This is a genomic window from Qipengyuania sp. YIM B01966, assembly GCF_016461955.1.
Taxonomy (GTDB): Bacteria; Pseudomonadota; Alphaproteobacteria; order Sphingomonadales; family Sphingomonadaceae; genus QFOP01.
The window spans coordinates 155,400-172,192 of sequence record NZ_JADMNM010000002.1 but is presented as its reverse complement, the minus strand read 5'-3'; the positions used below and the strand labels follow the sequence as shown (position 1 = coordinate 172,192).

17 protein-coding genes are annotated in these 16,793 nt (G+C 63.0%); all 17 read left to right on the top strand.

The genetic code is table 11. The features are described from left to right. Positions 1–42: 42 nt before the first annotated feature. Genes ILT46_RS03540 through ILT46_RS03460 form a run of 17 tightly spaced genes read left to right on the top strand, consistent with a single transcriptional unit; the run spans position 43 to position 16,790 of the window. Positions 43–417 (top strand): NADH-quinone oxidoreductase subunit A, encoded by a 375-nt coding sequence (locus tag ILT46_RS03540; RefSeq protein WP_199503267.1) that lies wholly within the window; start codon positions 43–45, stop codon positions 415–417. 26 nt (positions 418–443) lie between these two features. Beyond that, positions 444–1,001: a NuoB/complex I 20 kDa subunit family protein gene (locus tag ILT46_RS03535; protein ID WP_199503514.1), complete on the top strand. Its 558-nt coding sequence runs from the start codon at positions 444–446 to the stop codon at positions 999–1,001. 4 nt (positions 1,002–1,005) lie between these two features. After that, complete coding sequence (locus ILT46_RS03530; protein ID WP_199503266.1) at positions 1,006–1,872, top strand: NADH-quinone oxidoreductase subunit C; 867 nt, start codon at positions 1,006–1,008, stop codon at positions 1,870–1,872. Then, a complete protein-coding gene (locus ILT46_RS03525) occupies positions 1,869–3,083 on the top strand; it encodes an NADH-quinone oxidoreductase subunit D (protein ID WP_199503265.1) in 1,215 nt (404 codons plus the stop codon). The genes ILT46_RS03530 and ILT46_RS03525 overlap by 4 nt, the downstream gene beginning before the upstream one ends. After that, entirely contained in the window at positions 3,083–3,751 is a 669-nt protein-coding gene (locus tag ILT46_RS03520; RefSeq protein WP_199503264.1) for a complex I 24 kDa subunit family protein, read from the top strand. The genes ILT46_RS03525 and ILT46_RS03520 overlap by 1 nt, the downstream gene beginning before the upstream one ends. Before the next feature lie 3 nt (positions 3,752–3,754). Then, positions 3,755–5,047 (top strand): NADH-quinone oxidoreductase subunit NuoF, encoded by a 1,293-nt coding sequence (gene nuoF, locus ILT46_RS03515; protein ID WP_199503263.1) that lies wholly within the window; start codon positions 3,755–3,757, stop codon positions 5,045–5,047. Further along, entirely contained in the window at positions 5,044–5,667 is a 624-nt protein-coding gene (locus tag ILT46_RS03510; RefSeq protein ID WP_199503262.1) for a hypothetical protein, read from the top strand. The genes nuoF and ILT46_RS03510 overlap by 4 nt, the downstream gene beginning before the upstream one ends. Continuing rightward, positions 5,664–6,344 (top strand): hypothetical protein, encoded by a 681-nt coding sequence (locus ILT46_RS03505; protein WP_199503261.1) that lies wholly within the window; start codon positions 5,664–5,666, stop codon positions 6,342–6,344. Before ILT46_RS03510 ends, ILT46_RS03505 begins: the two co-directional genes overlap by 4 nt. Next, positions 6,344–8,365, top strand: a complete 2,022-nt coding sequence (gene nuoG, locus ILT46_RS03500) for an NADH-quinone oxidoreductase subunit NuoG (RefSeq protein ID WP_199503260.1) — start codon at positions 6,344–6,346, stop codon at positions 8,363–8,365. Before ILT46_RS03505 ends, nuoG begins: the two co-directional genes overlap by 1 nt. An 11-nt stretch (positions 8,366–8,376) precedes the next feature. Beyond that, positions 8,377–9,507: an NADH-quinone oxidoreductase subunit NuoH gene (gene nuoH / locus ILT46_RS03495; RefSeq protein ID WP_199503513.1), complete on the top strand. Its 1,131-nt coding sequence runs from the start codon at positions 8,377–8,379 to the stop codon at positions 9,505–9,507. Continuing rightward, complete coding sequence (gene nuoI, locus ILT46_RS03490) at positions 9,504–9,989, top strand: NADH-quinone oxidoreductase subunit NuoI (RefSeq protein ID WP_199503259.1); 486 nt, start codon at positions 9,504–9,506, stop codon at positions 9,987–9,989. The genes nuoH and nuoI overlap by 4 nt, the downstream gene beginning before the upstream one ends. 26 nt (positions 9,990–10,015) lie before the next feature. Further along, a complete protein-coding gene (locus ILT46_RS03485) occupies positions 10,016–10,639 on the top strand; it encodes an NADH-quinone oxidoreductase subunit J (RefSeq protein ID WP_199503258.1) in 624 nt (207 codons plus the stop codon). Further along, positions 10,636–10,941: an NADH-quinone oxidoreductase subunit NuoK gene (gene nuoK / locus ILT46_RS03480; protein ID WP_199503257.1), complete on the top strand. Its 306-nt coding sequence runs from the start codon at positions 10,636–10,638 to the stop codon at positions 10,939–10,941. The genes ILT46_RS03485 and nuoK overlap by 4 nt, the downstream gene beginning before the upstream one ends. Positions 10,942–10,949: 8 nt before the next feature. After that, entirely contained in the window at positions 10,950–13,025 is a 2,076-nt protein-coding gene (gene nuoL, locus ILT46_RS03475) for an NADH-quinone oxidoreductase subunit L (RefSeq protein WP_199503256.1), read from the top strand. Next, a complete protein-coding gene (locus tag ILT46_RS03470) occupies positions 13,025–14,599 on the top strand; it encodes an NADH-quinone oxidoreductase subunit M (RefSeq protein ID WP_199503255.1) in 1,575 nt (524 codons plus the stop codon). Before nuoL ends, ILT46_RS03470 begins: the two co-directional genes overlap by 1 nt. Further along, positions 14,599–16,062 carry an NADH-quinone oxidoreductase subunit NuoN gene (gene nuoN / locus ILT46_RS03465; protein ID WP_199503254.1) on the top strand — a complete coding sequence of 488 codons (1,464 nt, stop codon included), beginning with the start codon at positions 14,599–14,601 and terminating at the stop codon, positions 16,060–16,062. Before ILT46_RS03470 ends, nuoN begins: the two co-directional genes overlap by 1 nt. After that, the gene (locus tag ILT46_RS03460; RefSeq protein ID WP_370592316.1) at positions 16,059–16,790 is read left to right on the top strand and encodes a biotin--[acetyl-CoA-carboxylase] ligase; all 732 of its coding nucleotides are present in this window, start codon (positions 16,059–16,061) and stop codon (positions 16,788–16,790) included. Before nuoN ends, ILT46_RS03460 begins: the two co-directional genes overlap by 4 nt. The last annotated feature ends 3 nt before the right edge of the window (positions 16,791–16,793 follow it).

Sequence of the window (16,793 nt, the reverse complement as noted above, 5' to 3'; positions counted from 1 at the left end):
GGCCTAGAGGCGGGCCACCTAACGCCCGGGACGGAATCATTCGTGGTCGATCTCAGTCAATATCTGCCGATCCTGATATTTCTCGGCATTGCGCTCGCGCTGTCGACCGCCTTCGTGTTCCTGCCGATGGGGGTCAGCCAGCTGACCGGCACGCATAATCCGACGACCGAAAAGCTCAGCGAATATGAATGCGGCTTTCCCGCCTTCGAAGATCCGCGCAGCCGTTTCGATGTTCGGTTTTACCTGGTGGCCATTCTGTTCATCGTCTTCGATCTCGAAGCAGCGTTCCTGTTCCCCTGGGCCGTTAGCCTCGACCTGACCGGATGGCCTGGCTGGATAACGATGATGGTGTTCCTGTTCGAGCTGGTCGTCGGCTTTGTCTATGCGTGGAAGAAGGGAGCGCTGGAATGGGAGTGAACGACCTTTTCTCGCTCGATCATGCGCTGGCGAACCCCGCGGCGACAACCGCGTCCGGCCCCGGCCATAACCCTGCGCTCCATGCGCCGGACCAGAATTATTACAACGCGCTCTCGAGCGAGCTCGATAATAAGGGGTTCCTCGTCACCAGCACCGAGGAACTGTTCCAGTGGGCCCGGACCGGCAGCTTGTGGTGGATGACCTTTGGCCTTGCCTGCTGTGCGGTCGAGATGATCCACGTCAACATGCCGCGCTATGACATGGAACGCTTCGGCGTCGCCCCGCGCGCCAGCCCGCGCCAGTCCGACGTGATGATCGTCGCCGGCACGCTGTGCAACAAGATGGCGCCCGCGCTGCGCAAGGTCTACGACCAGATGTCAGATCCCAAATACGTCATCTCGATGGGCAGCTGCGCCAATGGCGGCGGCTACTATCATTACAGCTATTCGGTGGTGCGCGGGTGCGACCGGATCGTGCCGGTGGATATCTACGTGCCCGGTTGCCCGCCAACGGCTGAGGCGCTGCTGTATGGCGTGATGCAGTTGCAGCGCAAAATTCGCCGCGTGGGCACGCTGGAGCGCTGAGATCATGGCAGAGGTCGTTCTCCATCCGGCGCCGCGTTTCGGCTCTCACGAGGGCTTGGCAGGCGTTTTTGAACGCGCGCTCGGGGCGCGCCTGCTTGGCACGACCGAAGCGCATGGCGAGTTCATCCTGAATGTCGCGCGTGACAGCTTGGTTGAAGCGTTGCACCTGCTGCGCGACGAGCATGAATACCAGCAATTGATGGACATTGCCGGCGCCGATTATCCGTCCCGCGCCGAGCGGTTCGATGTCGTCTATATTCTGCTCTCGGTCACGCGAAACCACCGGATCATGGTACGCGTGACCGCGGCGGCCGATACGCCGGTGCCAACGGCTACGGTGCTCTGGCCGAATGCCGGGTGGCTCGAACGGGAAGTGTTCGACCTCTATGGCGTCGTGTTTGCCGGCAATGCCGACCTGCGCCGTATCCTCACCGATTACGGCTTCGAGGGGCACCCGTTCCGCAAGGATTTCCCGCTGACCGGCTATACCGAGGTGCGCTATTCGAACGAGGACAAGCGGGTTGTCTATCAGCCGGTTCAACTCGCTCAGGATTTCCGGCAGTTCGATTTTCTGAGCCCGTGGGAAGGCGCTGACTACGTGCTGCCAGGCGACGAGAAAGCGGCCGAAACGCCGCCGGCGCCGACGGTGGACAAACCCAAGACCACCGAAACGCCGGCGCAGACTGGTGCGGGCGCGAAGGCCGATGACAAGGCTGATGACAAGGTGAGCGACGGCGCGCCTGCGAAGGATGAGGCGGGCGTGAAAGCGCCGGATGCGCCCGAACCCACCGAAAACCGGCCGGATCGGGCCGCACGCGAGGGCGGCGCTCGGGATACCGGCCCAGCGACCAAGCCGGAGAACGAGGCATGAGTGGCCTGGTGCAAGAGCGTTCGCCCACCACCGGCGATGAGGTCATCGAAAACTACACGATCAACTTCGGGCCGCAGCACCCGGCCGCGCATGGCGTGCTGCGCATGGTGATGGAGCTCGACGGCGAGATTATCGAGCGGGTCGATCCGCATGTCGGCCTGCTGCATCGCGGCACCGAAAAGCTGATCGAACACAAGACCTATCTGCAGGCGCTGCCCTATTTCGACCGGCTCGATTATTGCAGCCCGCTGGCGCAGGAACACAGCTACGTCCTCGCGATCGAGAAGCTGCTCAATGTCGAGGTGCCGCTGCGCGGGCAATATCTGCGCGTGCTGTTCGCAGAACTGACCCGCATCTGCAATCATATGCTCAATATCGGCAGCCACGTGATGGACGTCGGCGCGATGACGCCGAACCTGTGGGTGTTCGAGCTGCGCGAAGATTGCCTCAACTTCTTCGAACGTGCATCGGGCGCACGGATGCACTCAGCGTGGTTTCGGCCGGGCGGGGTGCACCAGGATGTGCCGCTCAAGCTGCTCGCCGATATTGGCGAATGGTGCGAGACGCGGCTGCCCAGGCTGTTCGGCGATGCGATGAGCCTGGTGGTCGACAACCGCATCTTCAAGCAGCGCAATGTCGACATCGCCGTGGTGAGCAAGGCCGATGCGCTGGCCTGGGGCTTTTCCGGCCCGATGATCCGCGCGGCCGGCATCCCGTGGGATTTGCGCAAGTCGCAGCCCTACGACGTTTATGACCGGATGGATTTCGAAATCCCGGTCGGCACCAATTCCGACTGCTACGACCGGTTCATGGTCCGCGTGAAGGAAGTGTACGAAAGCGCGAAGATCATTCGCCAGTGCATCGCCGAAATGCCCGAAGGCCCGGTGGCCAGCACCGATCGCAAGGTTGTACCGCCCAAGCGCGCCGAGATGAAGAGCTCGATGGAAGCGCTGATCCATCATTTCAAGCTCTACACCGAAGGGTTCCATGTCCCGGCGGGCGAGGTCTATGTCGCGACCGAAAGCCCCAAGGGCGAATTCGGCGTCTATCTGGTCAGCGACGGCAGCAACAAACCCTATCGCTGCAAAATCCGCCCGACCGCGTTCAGCCACCTCCAGGCGATGGACTTCATGGCCAAGGGCCACATGCTGCCCGATGTCACCGCCATCATTGGCGCGATCGACGTTGTGTTCGGGGAATGCGACCGCTGATGGCTGACCGCATGATTGCGCCCGATACGCCCGAGCTGCGCGCGCGCTGGAGTTCGTTTGCCTGGGCCGAGGAAAACGCCGCCAAGGCGAAGGAAATTATCGCGCGCTATCCCGAAGGGCGGCAGCGATCGGCGGTGATGCCGCTGCTCGATCTCGCCCAGAGGCAGGTCGGCGCCGAAACCGGCACGCAAGGCTGGTTGCCGTTGCCGGTGATGGAATTTATCGCCCGCGAGCTTGATATGCCGATCCTGCGGGTGGTCGAGGTGGCGACCTTCTACACCATGTACAATCTCGTGCCGGTCGGCCGCTTCCATGTGCAGGTGTGCGGCACCACGCCGTGCATGTTGCGCGGTTCGGACGACATCATGGCGGCGTGCAAGGCGCGCGGTATGGCCAAGGGGCACACGACGCCGGACGGGCTGTGGACGTTGACCGAGGTCGAATGCATGGGCAATTGCGCCAGCGCACCGATGGTCCAGATCAACGACGCGAATTACGAAGATCTGACCGCCGAAAGGCTCGACGCCGTGCTTGATGCGCTGGCCGCTGGCGAACAGCCCAAGGAAGGCACGCAGGAGCCCGGCCGGCACACGGTCGAGCCGGTTGGCGGGCCGACCACCTTGCGCGAGATGGTCGATGCCAATCACGATTATCGGGGGGAATGGTAAGCCATGCTCGCTGACAAGGATCGCATCTTCACCAATCTCTATGGCTATCAGGACTGGCGCCTGCCGGCCGCACAGGCGCGCGGGGACTGGGACGATACCAAGGCGCTGATGGCCCGCGGGCAGGATGCGATCATCGAGGAGATCAAGGCCAGCGGTCTGCGCGGGCGGGGCGGGGCAGGTTTTCCGACCGGCATGAAATGGTCGTTCATGCCCAAGGAATCCAAAGACGGGCGCCCCAGCTTCCTCGTGATCAATGGCGACGAATCCGAGCCGGGCAGCTGCAAGGACCGCGAGATTATCCGCCACGATCCGCACAAGCTGATCGAGGGCGCACTGATCGCCGGTTATGCGATGCGCGCGCGGGCGGCCTATATCTACGTTCGCGGCGAATTTATCCGCGAAGCGGAGACGCTGTTCGCCGCAGTGCAGGAAGCCTATGACGCGGGCCTGATCGGCAAGAATGCCAGCGGTTCCGGTTACGATTTCGACGTTTTCGTGCACCGGGGCGCTGGCGCCTATATTTGCGGTGAAGAAACCGCGATGCTCGAAAGCCTCGAAGGCAAGAAGGGGCAGCCGCGCCTCAAGCCGCCATTCCCGGCCGGCGCCGGGCTGTACGGCTGCCCGACCACCGTCAACAACGTGGAATCGATCGCGGTCGCGCCGACCATCCTGCGGCGCGGTGCGGCATGGTTTTCGAGCTTTGGGCGCGAGAACAACAAGGGCACCAAGCTGTTCCAGATCAGCGGCCATGTGAACCGGCCGTGCGTCGTCGAGGAATCGATGAGCATCCCCTTTGGCGAACTGATCGAGACGCATTGCGGCGGCATTCGCGGCGGGCGCGAAAACCTGCTGGCGGTGATCCCGGGCGGTTCTTCGGTGCCGCTCGTGCCGGCCGAGCAGATCTGGGACGCGCCGATGGATTTCGACGGGTTGAAGGCGCTGGGCAGTGGCCTCGGCACGGCGGGCGTCATCGTGATGGACAAATCGACCGATATCGTCCGCGCAATCAGCCGCCTCAGCTATTTCTACAAGCACGAAAGCTGCGGCCAGTGCACCCCGTGCCGTGAGGGCACCGGGTGGATGTGGCGGATGATGGAGCGGCTGCGGGTCGGCGATGCCGAGCTGCACGAGATCGATATGCTCCAGCAGGTCACCAAACAGGTTGAAGGCCACACGATCTGCGCGCTGGGCGATGCGGCGGCGTGGCCAATCCAGGGGCTGATCAAGCATTTTCGCCCTGAACTGGAGCGCCGCATCGCCGAGCGCGGGGCGAGCTTTGCGGAGGCGGCGGAGTGAAGGGCGCGCTGTTCCTCGTGATCTCGGCCTTGCTGGCGAGCAGCGTATCGGCGCAGCCGCGCCAGCAGGAACGCGATCCGGTCAAGCAGCGCGGTGCACTGGTGGCCTGGGCGCAGTGCATCGCCACCGAACGCCCGGAGGCGGCCCGCAGCGTGCTGACCATGGATTTTCGTACCGACACTTATCGGCGCGAACTGCGGGAATTGTCGGAAACCCGGGCGAGCGCGAATTGCTTCCGCGCGATGGACGGGGAGTATCGCGCCATGCGAACGGGCGGTCTTCCGTTTGCCGGCGCTCTGGCCGAAACGCTGATCGAACGCGATAATCAGCCCATTCTGCCGCGCCTGGCGCAGGCGGCGCTGCGGCCGATGCCCGAACCGCGCAGCGCGAGCGATCGGATCGCCATGTGCATGGCGTTGGGTGCATCGCAGCAGGTCGCGGAGCTGTTCCACACGGCGCCGGCGACCGCCGAGGAAGATGCAGCGGTTGCCGCGCTGCGACCTGCCGCCGCGATTTGTTCGCAGAACGGGCCGGCGCTTGAGGCTAATGCGCTCGGCCTGCGCTCGATGCTGGCAACGGCAAGCTACCGGCTGGTTACAGAAGAAGGACGCGGACAATGAACCGGTCATGTGGCGTCAGCGGCATGTTTGCAGCAGCCATCGCGCTCGCCATCCCGAGCGTCGGCAACGCGCAGACCGAGAGCCAGACTGGCACCCGGTTTGATCGGGAAAAGTATGATCATGATCGCGGGGTGCGTGACACAATCCAGTATTTCGGACGCTGCGTGGCAACATACAAGGCGGACGAAATCGAGGCATACTTGAAAGTACCGATCGCTGAAAACTGGCGGCCCGTCGTCACGTTTCCCAGCGGGCGGTCACATTGCGTGGTCCGCAACATGTCGGCCGGATTTCCGGAACTGCGCGGCACGATAGCCGAAGCCTGGTATCGGCAGAAATATGGTGACGGATTGCCTGTTACCCTCGCAGCCGTACCCCCCGCGTCGCAGGAGAGTGTGATCGAAGCGCTGACATCGGTGCCGCAAGACGATCGGGCGCAAATCCTGCTGGATGAATTCGCCGCCTGTGTCGCAGCCACGGCGCCCTCTGCGGTGGACAATTTCGTGCGCACCGAAGCGGACAGCTCGGAGGAAACTGCTGCGATGGGTGCGTTGAGCGCTCACCTTGGTCCCTGCGCCTTTGCCGGTCAGCGTCTGCGGCTGGATCGCATTTCTTTGCGTGCCGGCCTTGCCTATGCATTGGCGCGCCGCGCAGCCCAAATACCGGACGCTGAATAATGCCAAAACTCACCGTTGACGGCCAGGAGATCGAGGTTCCCGACGGCGCCACCGTGCTGCAGGCGTGCGAGCTGGCGGGCAAGGAAATCCCGCGCTTCTGCTACCACGAGCGGCTGAGCATTGCCGGCAATTGCCGGATGTGCCTGGTCGAGGTGAAACCCGGGCCGCCCAAACCGCAGGCGAGCTGTGCGCTACCTGCAGCCGAAGGGCAGGAGATCCGCACTGACAGCGAAATGGTCAAGAAGGCGCGCGAAGGGGTGATGGAGTTTCTCCTGATCAATCACCCGCTCGATTGCCCGATCTGCGACCAAGGTGGCGAATGCGACCTGCAGGATCAGGCGATGGCCTATGGCCGCGGCGGCTCGCGCTATGACGAGAACAAGCGCGCGGTCACCGAAAAGTACATGGGCCCGCTGATCAAGACGGTGATGACCCGCTGCATTCACTGCACCCGCTGCGTGCGCTTTTCCGAAGAGATCGCCGGGGTGGACGAGATCGGCGCGCTCTATCGCGGCGAGAATATGCAGATCACCACCTATCTGGAGCAGGCGGCAAGGCACGAACTGTCGGCCAATGTGATCGATTTGTGCCCCGTCGGCGCGCTGACCAGCCGCCCCTATGCGTTCGAAGCGCGGCCGTGGGAGCTGAAGAAGACGCTCAGCATCGATGTCAGCGACGCTGTCGGGGCCAATATCCGCCTCGACAGTCGCGGCCGCGAAGTGCTGCGCGCCTTGCCGCGCATCAACGATGCGGTCAACGAGGAGTGGCTGTCCGACAAGGGTCGCTATATGGTCGATGGCCTGACCCGGCGCCGGCTCGATGCCGTGTGGGTGCGGCGCGAGGGGCGTCTCGCCAGGGCGAGTTGGGACGAGGCGTTCGGGCTGATCGCCGCCGCCGAGCCCGGCGCCAGTATCGGCGCCATTGCCGGTGATCTGGTCGATTGCGAGACGATGTTCGCCGCCAAGGCTTTGCTGCGCGCGCTGGGCTCGTCGCTGCTCGAAGGGCGGCAGACGGGGATGCGCTATGCGGCGGACAATCTGGCCGCGCTCGCCTTCAACTCGACTTTTGCCGGGATCGAGCAGGCCGACGCGATCCTGATCGTCGGCAGCCATGTACGCTGGGAAGCGCCGCTGGTGAATGTCCGGCTGCGCAAGGCTGCCCGGCGCGGGGCGCGGATCTTCATTATCGGCCCGGAATGGGAAACGACCTATCCGGCGACCTTCCTTGGCCAGGATGCCGGGGTGCTGGGCAATCTGCCGGCCGAAGTGGGCGACGCCTTTGCCGGCGCCGCGCGGCCCGCGATCATCCTCGGCGGGGCGGGGCTCGCCCGCGGCGCGCTGGGCCAGGCGCTGACGCTAGCGGGGCAGTGGAACCTCTCCCGCACGCTCGAGGATGGATCGGCGTGGAACGGGTTCAACGTGCTCCACATGGCGGCCAGCCGGATGGGCGGATTGATGCTCGGTTATGCGCAGGCCGGCGGGATCGCAGATATCGTGCAGGAGGCGCCCAAGGTGGTGCTGGCGCTGGGCGCCGACGAGGTGGACTGGGCGCAGTTCGGGGGCTCGCTGAAGGTCTATATCGGCCATCACGGCGACAAGGGCGCCCACGCGGCCGACATCGTTCTGCCGGCCGCAGCCTATAGCGAGAAGGACGGGACCTACGTCAACACCGAAGGGCGGGTGCAATATGCCGAGCGCGCGGTGTTCGCACCGGGCGACGCGCGCGAGGATTGGACCATCCTGCGCGCGCTGGCCGATGCGCTGGGCGTCAGCGTCGGGTTCGACAGCTTCGCACAGTTGCGCGCCGCAATGGTTGCCGAGGTGCCGGCGCTTGGCACAGAAGGACTGGCCGATTACGGCGCGTTGCCTGCCAGCGCCGCTGGTGCCACTGCCGAGGGCGCGATCAGCTATCCGATCAACGATTTTTATCTCACCAATCCCATCGCCCGCGCCAGCGCGGTGATGCAGCGCTGCTCGGCCGAATTGCTGCATGGTGAAGATCTGGCGGAGGCGGCGGAGTGACGCGTACCTTCATGGATTGGGGTCTGTCCTATGAATGGGCCTGGGGGCTGGCGACCATCGCCGGCATCCTGCTGATCGCGCTGCCGCTGATGCTGGCGGTGGCGATGATCATTTATGTCGATCGCAAGGTGTGGGCGGCAATGGCGCTGCGGCGCGGACCCAATGTGGTGGGGCCGTTTGGCCTGCTGCAAAGCTTTGCCGACGGGCTGAAGGTGTTCCTGCAGGAAACCATCATCCCCAGCGCGGCGAACAAGGGGCTGTTCCTGATCGCGCCGATCATCACCTTCACCGTCGCGCTGGCGGCGTGGGCGGTGGTGCCGTTCAATTCGGGCGCGGTGTTGGCCGATATCAATATCGGGCTGCTCTACATCCTCGCGATTTCGTCACTCGGCGTGTATGGCGTGGTGATTTCGGGCTGGGCGTCAAACTCCAAATACCCGTTCTTTTCCGCCATGCGCGCGGCCGCGCAGATGATCTCGTACGAGGTTTCGATCGGGTTCATTCTGGTCTGCGTGGTGCTCTATGCCGGCACGTTTAACATGAACGGTATCATCGAGGCGCAGCGCGGCCACGGGCTCGGCATCGTCAACGCCTATGCGTTTAATCTGCTGCTGTTCCCGATCTGGGTGATGTTCCTCATCTCGAGCCTGGCGGAAACCGCGCGCGCGCCGTTTGACCTGACCGAGGCGGAAAGTGAGCTGGTGGCCGGCTACCAGACCGAATATTCCTCGATGAGCTTCGCGCTGTTCTGGCTCGGCGAGTATGCCAACGTGCTGCTGATGTGCGCGCTCAACGCGATCCTGTTCTTCGGCGGCTGGCTGCCTCCGCTGGACTGGGCGCCGCTCTATTTGGTGCCGGGCTGGATCTGGCTGTTCGCCAAGATCTTCGCGTTCTTCTTCATCTTCAGCTGGGTGAAGGCGACTGTTCCGCGCTATCGCTATGACCAGCTGATGCGGTTAGGGTGGAAAGTGTTCCTGCCGCTGAGCCTGCTGTTCGTCGTGCTCGTATCGGGGTGGCTGATGGTGACCCGCTATGAGCGTTCACCTCACACGGCGCTTTGCCCGTCGCTTGATAATGCGGAACTGGCTGCTCGAGGTGCCGCCCCGCAAGGCAGTCCGTGCGTTCGCGAGAATCTGACATGACGGTCGCCCATCTGATCAAATCGTTCACCCTGTGGGAGTTCGTGAAGGCGCACGCGCTCACGCTGCGTTATTTCTTCAAGCCCAAGGCAACGATCAACTACCCGTTCGAGAAGAACCCGCTGTCCCCGCGCTTCCGCGGCGAGCATGCTTTGCGCCGTTATCCTAATGGCGAGGAACGCTGCATCGCTTGCAAGCTGTGCGAGGCGATCTGTCCGGCCCAGGCGATCACGATCGAGGCTGAACCGCGCGAGGATGGCAGCCGCCGCACCACGCGCTATGACATCGACATGACCAAGTGCATCTATTGCGGCTTCTGTCAGGAAGCGTGCCCGGTGGACGCCATCGTCGAGGGGCCGAACTTCGAATACGCCACAGAAACGCGCGAGGAATTGCTCTACGACAAGGCCAAGCTGCTGGCGAATGGGGACAAGTGGGAGCGGGCCATCGCCGCGAACCTTGAAGCCGACGCGCCCTACCGCTAACGCGCGCCGCAGACGACCCGGGGCCCATGATCCAAACCTTCGCCTTTTACCTGTTCGCGGTGCTGCTGATTGCCAGCGCCGTGCTGGTGATCACCAGCCGCAACCCCGTCCATGCGGTGCTGTGGTTGATAGTTGCTTTCTTCAACGGTGCCGGGCTGATGGTGCTGGTGGGCGCGGAGTTCATCGCCGCGCTGCTGGTGATCGTCTATGTCGGCGCGGTCGCGGTGCTGTTTCTGTTCGTGGTGATGATGCTCGACATCGATTTTGCCGAACTGCGCGCCGGCTTCATCCGCCATTTCCCGCTCGGGGTGTTGATCGCGCTCGTGCTGCTCGCGGAAATCGTGCTGGGCGTCGGCGCATACCGCGCCGGTGCGCTGGAACTGGGCGCTGCGGGTGTTGCTGCCGAACCGATCGCCGGGCGCAGCAATATCGATAATATCGGTGCGTTGCTCTATACCCGCTACCTGTTCCTGTTCGAAAGCGCCGGGCTGATCCTGCTGGTGGCAATGATCGGTGCCATCGTGTTGACGCATCGCGAGCGGCCGGGCAGCCACAAAACGCATCAGAATATCGACCGGCAGGTCCGCCGCCGGCCGCAAGACGCAACCGTCATGACCAGGCCCGATGTCGGGCAGGGAGTCGAGCTGTGATCGGCATCGAACATTACATCGTCGTCAGTTCGATCCTGTTCGTGCTGGGCGTGCTGGGCATCTTCGCCAATCGCAAGAACGTGATCGTCATCCTGATGTCGATCGAATTGATCCTGCTCGCGGTGAACATCAATCTGGTCGCGTTCAGCGCCTTCCTGGGCGATCTGGTGGGGCAGGTGTTCGCGATGTTCGTGCTGACCGTCGCCGCGGGCGAGGCGGCTATCGGCCTTGCCATCCTCGTCATCTATTTCCGTCGCCGCGGCAGCATCGCGGTCGACGATGTCAACCGGATGAAGGGCTGATCGCCGCGATGAACGCGAACATCCTGCTGATTGTCTTCCTGCCGCTGCTTGCCGCCATCATAGCGGGGCTGGGCAACCGTGCGCTGGGTAATGTCGCCGCCAAGGTGGTGACCACCGGCGCGCTGTTCGTTTCTTGCGCGCTGAGCTGGCCCATCTTCCTTCAGGCGCTGGGCGGCGGGATGGAACCGACGGTCGTGCCCGTGCTGCACTGGGTGACCTCGGGCGATATGCGCTTCGACTGGGCATTGCGGGTCGATACGCTGACCGCGGTGATGCTGGTGGTGATCACCAGTGTATCGGCGCTCGTGCACCTTTATAGTTGGGGCTATATGGACGAAGACCCGGACCAGCCGCGGTTCTTCGCCTATCTGAGCCTGTTCACCTTTGCCATGCTGATGCTGGTGACGGCCGACAACCTCGTCCAGATGTTCTTCGGCTGGGAGGGTGTGGGCCTGGCCTCCTATTTGCTGATCGGGTTCTGGTTCAGGAAGCCTTCGGCGAATGCTGCGGCGATCAAGGCTTTCGTGGTCAACCGCGTGGGCGACCTCGGCTTCATGCTTGGCATTTTCGGCACGTTCCTCGTTTTCGGGACGGTCTCGATCCCCGAGATCCTCGCCGCGGCGCCGGGGATGGCGGGCAGCACGATCGGCTTCCTCGGTTACCGGGTCGACACGATGGATGTATTGTGCATCCTCCTGTTCATCGGCGCGATGGGCAAATCGGCGCAGCTTGGCCTGCACACCTGGTTGCCCGACGCGATGGAGGGGCCGACGCCGGTCTCCGCGCTGATCCACGCGGCGACGATGGTCACGGCCGGGGTGTTCATGGTGTGCCGCCTGTCGCCAATGTTCGAGACCGCGCCCGTTGCGCTCGCCTTCGTGACCTTCATCGGGGCGGCGACCTGCCTGTTTGCCGCCACCATCGGCACCACCCAGTGGGACATCAAGCGGGTCATCGCCTATTCGACCTGCTCGCAGCTGGGTTACATGTTCTTCGCCGCCGGGGTGGGTGCCTATGGCGCGGCGATGTTCCATTTGTTCACGCACGCCTTTTTCAAGGCGCTGCTATTCCTTGGCGCGGGCAGCGTGATCCATGCGATGCATCACGAACAGGATATGCGATTCTACGGCGCGCTCAGGAAACATATCCCGCTGACCTTTGCGGCGATGCTGATGGGGACGCTGGCGATCACCGGGGTCGGGATTTACTGGCTCCATGCCGGGTTTGCCGGCTTCCATTCGAAAGACGCCATTCTCGAAGCGGCCTTCGGGCGCGGCAATGAAATGGGGCAATTCGCCTTCTGGATGGGTGCCTTCGCCGCGCTGCTGACCAGTTTCTACAGCTGGCGGCTGATGTTCCTGACCTTCTGGGGCAAACCGCGCTGGGCCGGCAGCGAGCATATCCAGCACGCCGCCCATGCTGATCACACCGCCCATGCCGGCCATGCCGATGGCGACAACCCGCCCGCGCAGGAAAATGCCGGCAGCGATGTGCATCACAGCGCGCCGCACCCCGCCGCGCATGAGGGCACGGCGGGCTATCATCCGCATGAAAGCCCGCTATCGATGCTGATCCCGCTGGGCGTGCTGTCGCTCGGGGCGATCTTCGCAGGCTGGTTGTTCAGCCACGCCTTCCTCGACAGCGCCGCGTTCTGGAACGGCTCGATCTTTTACAATGAAGGCCTGATCCACGCGATGCACGGCGTGCCGCTATGGGTGAAGCTGACTGCCACCGTGGTCATGCTGCTGGGCCTGTTCGGCGCTTGGCTGGCCTATATCCGTAACCCCTCGCTGCCCGGCCAGTTCGTCGACCAGTTCCGGCTGGTTCACCGCTTCGTCTTCAACAAATGGTATTTTGACGAGCTGTACGATTTCCTGTTTGTGCGTCCGGCTTGCTGGTTGGGCCGCATGTTCTGGAAGCTCGGCGATGAAGGCATCATCGACCGCTTCGGGCCGAACGGCGTAGCGGCACTGGTCGCTCAAGGGTCCGGCGCTGCGCGGCGGTTCCAGTCAGGCTATCTCTATTCTTACGCGCTGGTCATGCTTCTCGGCCTGCTTGCCGCTCTCACCTGGGTGATGATGTGATGGAAGGCCTGCCGCTCCTCTCGCTGATGCTGCTGGTCCCGCTTGTTGGAGCTGCGGCCTGCTTCTTCGCTGGCGCGCAGACGGCACGCTTGGTCGCGCTTGGGACGACCTTGGTGACATTTGCGCTCGGCCTGCTCCTGTGGGCCAATTTCGATATTGGCGGCCCGCAGTGGCAATTTACCGAGCGTGCCGGGCTGGCTGACGCCTTCAACTGGGCGCTCGGGATCGACGGAATCGCGTTGCTGCTGATCCTGCTGACCGTATTCCTCATGCCGATCTGCATTTTGGCGAGTTGGGACGGTATTCAACACCGCGTCGGCGAATATATGGCGGCATTCCTGATCATGGAAACGCTGATGATTGGCGTGTTCGCCGCGCAGGATCTGTTCCTGTTCTACATCTTCTTCGAGGCCGGGCTGATACCGATGTATCTGATCATCGGCGTGTGGGGCGGCCAGAACCGGATTTACGCAAGCTACAAATTCTTTCTCTACACGCTGCTTGGCTCGGTCGTGATGCTGGTGGCGATGCTGTGGATGGTCAATCAGGCCGGTACGAGCGACATTCCCTCTTTGATGCAGCATGATTTCCCGGCGGGCGCCCAGACCTGGCTGTGGCTTGCTTTCTTTGCCAGCTTCGCGGTGAAAATGCCGATGTGGCCCGTTCACACTTGGCTCCCTGATGCGCACGTGCAAGCGCCGACGGCGGGCTCGGTGATCCTCGCGGGCGTGCTGCTGAAAATGGGCGGTTACGGCTTTATCCGCTTCAGCCTGCCGATGTTTCCCGAAGCGTCGGCCCAGTTTGCTTGGCTGATTTACGCGCTGTCGATGATCGCAGTAGTCGTAACAAGCCTGATCGCGCTGGTGCAGCACGATATGAAGAAGCTCATCGCCTATTCGTCGGTGGCGCATATGGCGATTGTCACGATCGGCCTGTTCGCGTTCAACGTGCAAGGCCTTGAAGGCGCAATGGTGGTGATGCTCAGCCACGGCCTCGTCTCTGGCGCGCTGTTCCTGTGCGTCGGGGTGATCTACGACCGGCTGCATACCCGCGAGATCGACCGCTATGGTGGCCTCGCGATCAATATGCCCAAATACGCGCTGTTCTTCATGCTGTTCACGATGGCCAGCATCGGATTGCCGGGGACCAGCGGCTTTGTCGGCGAGTTTCTGTCCCTCGCCGGGATCTACAAGATATCGACCTGGGTCGCTCTGATCTGCGGGACGGGAATTATCCTCGGGGCAGCCTACATGCTGTGGCTCTATCGCCGGGTGGTATTCGGCACGCAGCGCAATGCCGATGCCGCGGCTATGCCCGATCTCAACGCTCGAGAATGGGCGATGCTCGCGCCGATCGCGGCGGCGGTGCTGTGGATGGGCGTGTATCCCGAGAGCTTCCTTGCACCGATGCGGCCCGATATTGCCGCACTCGATGCCCGCTTGGCCCGGGCCGCCCCCGCTGGCGATAGCCAGCTCAAGACCGGCAACGCGCGGACGCGGCCTGCCAACGCGATGACGGGTCATGACGCTGCGCCCGGCCAGCATGGCGACATTCCGGGCGAGGGGGCGCACTGATGAACCTGACGGCCTCTCTTTCACTGATCGCGCCCGAGCTCGTTCTGAGCGCAAGCTCGCTGATCCTGTTGCTGATGGCAGCGTGGATGGGCGACCGGCATACGCAAACTATTTCCTGGCTCGCTGCGCTCGCATTGGCGGCGGCGACCATCCTTGCAGTACCGGCGTTGAGTGGTGGGGCCTCGGGCCTGTCCAGCGAAGCATTTGGCGGTCAGTTCCGCGCCGACGCTTATGCCGCCTTCGCCAAGATCCTGATCTACATTGCCGCAATTGCGTCTATCCTCGTAGCTCCTGCGTTCTTTGAACGCCTTCGAGCGATGCGTGCGGAGTATCCGGTGCTCATCGTGCTGGCGACAATCGGCATGAGCATCATGGTCTCGGCCAACGACCTGATGACGCTTTATATCGGGCTCGAACTGAATAGCTTGGCCTCATATGTTCTCGCTGCATTCTTGCGCAATGAGACCCGCTCGGCAGAGGCAGGGCTGAAATATTTCGTCCTCGGCGCGTTGGCGAGCGGGATTCTGCTGTTCGGCATGAGCCTGCTATACGGCTTCACCGGCACGACCAATTTCGCCGGCATCGAGTCTGCGCTGGGCGGCGGCGCGCAGACGGGCGCCCTGTTTGGCCTGATCTTTGTACTGGCCGGCCTCGCCTTCAAGATTTCGGCAGTGCCGTTCCATATGTGGACGCCTGACGTCTATGAAGGCGCCCCGACACCCGTGACGCTGTTTTTTGCCAGCGCCCCCAAGGTTGCTGCCGTGACGCTAACGGCGCGCGTGGCGCTCGAAGCGTTTGGCGGCCAGGTAGAGGCATGGCGTCAGATCGTCGTTTTTGCCGCGCTCGCCTCGATCGTGGTCGGCGCGCTGGGGGCGATCGGGCAAACCAACCTCAAGCGGCTGCTCGCTTATTCGTCGATCAACAATGTCGGCTTCCTGCTGATTGGTTTGGCCGCCGCATCGCTCGCCGGCGTGGCGGCGATGCTGGCCTATCTGGTGGTCTATGTCGCAATGACGCTGGGCAGTTTTGTCGCTCTGCTGCTGCTGCAAGACCGCACTGGCGAACCGCTCGAAACGCTGGGCGACATTGCGGGCCTGTCCAGTCGCAGCCCCGGCGTCGCCTGGTCGCTGCTGGTGCTGATGTTCAGCCTGGCCGGCATTCCGCCCTTGATGGGGTTCTGGGCCAAATTCGTAGTGTTCCGCGCCGCCGTTGAAGCCGATCTGCTGCTGCTGGCGGTCATTGGCATCGCAGCGAGCGTGATCGGCGCATTCTACTATATCAAGGTCGTCAAGGTGATGTTCTTCGATGAACCTGCGGACCGCGAGGTAGCCGCGGCAGGGGGAGTGAACTGGGCAATCCTTATTGCCGCCGTGCTGTTTATCTCGCCGCTCGGCTACCTCTTGACCGGATGGCTGGGCACCCTCGCCAACACTGCCGCTTCCGCGCTTTTTATCGCCGCGTGATCACAACGGTCCCCGAGACCGGCTCGACCAACGCCGACCTGATCGCCGATATTCGCGCCGGCGTGAAATACAGCGACGGTTTCTGGCTTCGTGCTGAACGCCAGACAGGGGGGCGGGGGCGACAGGGGCGGGTCTGGCGCAGCCCCATCGGGAATCTCTACTGCTCAACGGTCGTTAACCTGCAGAACCAAGACCATCCGGCTGCCACCCTGTCTCTCGTGGCCGGACTTGCGGTACATGACCTTTTGCGCACACATCTGATCGATGGACATACGCGCCGCCCGAACGAGCAGCGATGGCTAAAGTGGCCGAATGACATCCTCATCAATGGGGCGAAACTCGCAGGCATTCTTTGCGAGCGCGTCGGCGAGACAGTTGTTGTGGGGATAGGCGTCAACGTCGCCGAGGCGCCAGAGGTGCCGGATCGGCCGACCACTTGCATCCATATCGAAAATGGGCGCAACGCCGACACCGCGCAACGCGTACTCGAATCCCTCATCGACCCTTTCCGCCAGCGCCTTTCGCGATGGCGCAACGAACCGCTATCAGCGACGATTGTGGAGTGGGAAGAGCGTGCGCACGCAATCGGAAGCCCGATGATCGTTTCTGACGACAATGAGCGCATCCGTGGTGCGTTCGATGGCCTCGGCAGTGATGGGTCGCTTCGCATTCGTTTGGAAGACGGCGAATTGCGCTCTATCCACGCTGGCGATATCTCTCTTATCTAGGAA

What these genes read in the sequence shown, in the direction of transcription:
- nuoL (WP_199503256.1), top strand. Translation starts at nt 10,950, where the DNA reads ATGAACGCGAACATCCTGCTGATTGTCTTCCTGCCGCTGCTTGCCGCC.
- ILT46_RS03520 (WP_199503264.1), top strand. Translation starts at nt 3,083, where the DNA reads ATGGCTGACCGCATGATTGCGCCCGATACGCCCGAGCTGCGCGCGCGC.
- nuoH (WP_199503513.1), top strand. Translation starts at nt 8,377, where the DNA reads ATGGATTGGGGTCTGTCCTATGAATGGGCCTGGGGGCTGGCGACCATC.
- ILT46_RS03470 (WP_199503255.1), top strand. Translation starts at nt 13,025, where the DNA reads ATGGAAGGCCTGCCGCTCCTCTCGCTGATGCTGCTGGTCCCGCTTGTT.
- ILT46_RS03525 (WP_199503265.1), top strand. Translation starts at nt 1,869, where the DNA reads ATGAGTGGCCTGGTGCAAGAGCGTTCGCCCACCACCGGCGATGAGGTC.
- ILT46_RS03505 (WP_199503261.1), top strand. Translation starts at nt 5,664, where the DNA reads ATGAACCGGTCATGTGGCGTCAGCGGCATGTTTGCAGCAGCCATCGCG.
- nuoN (WP_199503254.1), top strand. Translation starts at nt 14,599, where the DNA reads ATGAACCTGACGGCCTCTCTTTCACTGATCGCGCCCGAGCTCGTTCTG.
- nuoF (WP_199503263.1), top strand. Translation starts at nt 3,755, where the DNA reads ATGCTCGCTGACAAGGATCGCATCTTCACCAATCTCTATGGCTATCAG.
- nuoI (WP_199503259.1), top strand. Translation starts at nt 9,504, where the DNA reads ATGACGGTCGCCCATCTGATCAAATCGTTCACCCTGTGGGAGTTCGTG.
- ILT46_RS03530 (WP_199503266.1), top strand. Translation starts at nt 1,006, where the DNA reads ATGGCAGAGGTCGTTCTCCATCCGGCGCCGCGTTTCGGCTCTCACGAG.
- nuoG (WP_199503260.1), top strand. Translation starts at nt 6,344, where the DNA reads ATGCCAAAACTCACCGTTGACGGCCAGGAGATCGAGGTTCCCGACGGC.
- ILT46_RS03485 (WP_199503258.1), top strand. Translation starts at nt 10,016, where the DNA reads ATGATCCAAACCTTCGCCTTTTACCTGTTCGCGGTGCTGCTGATTGCC.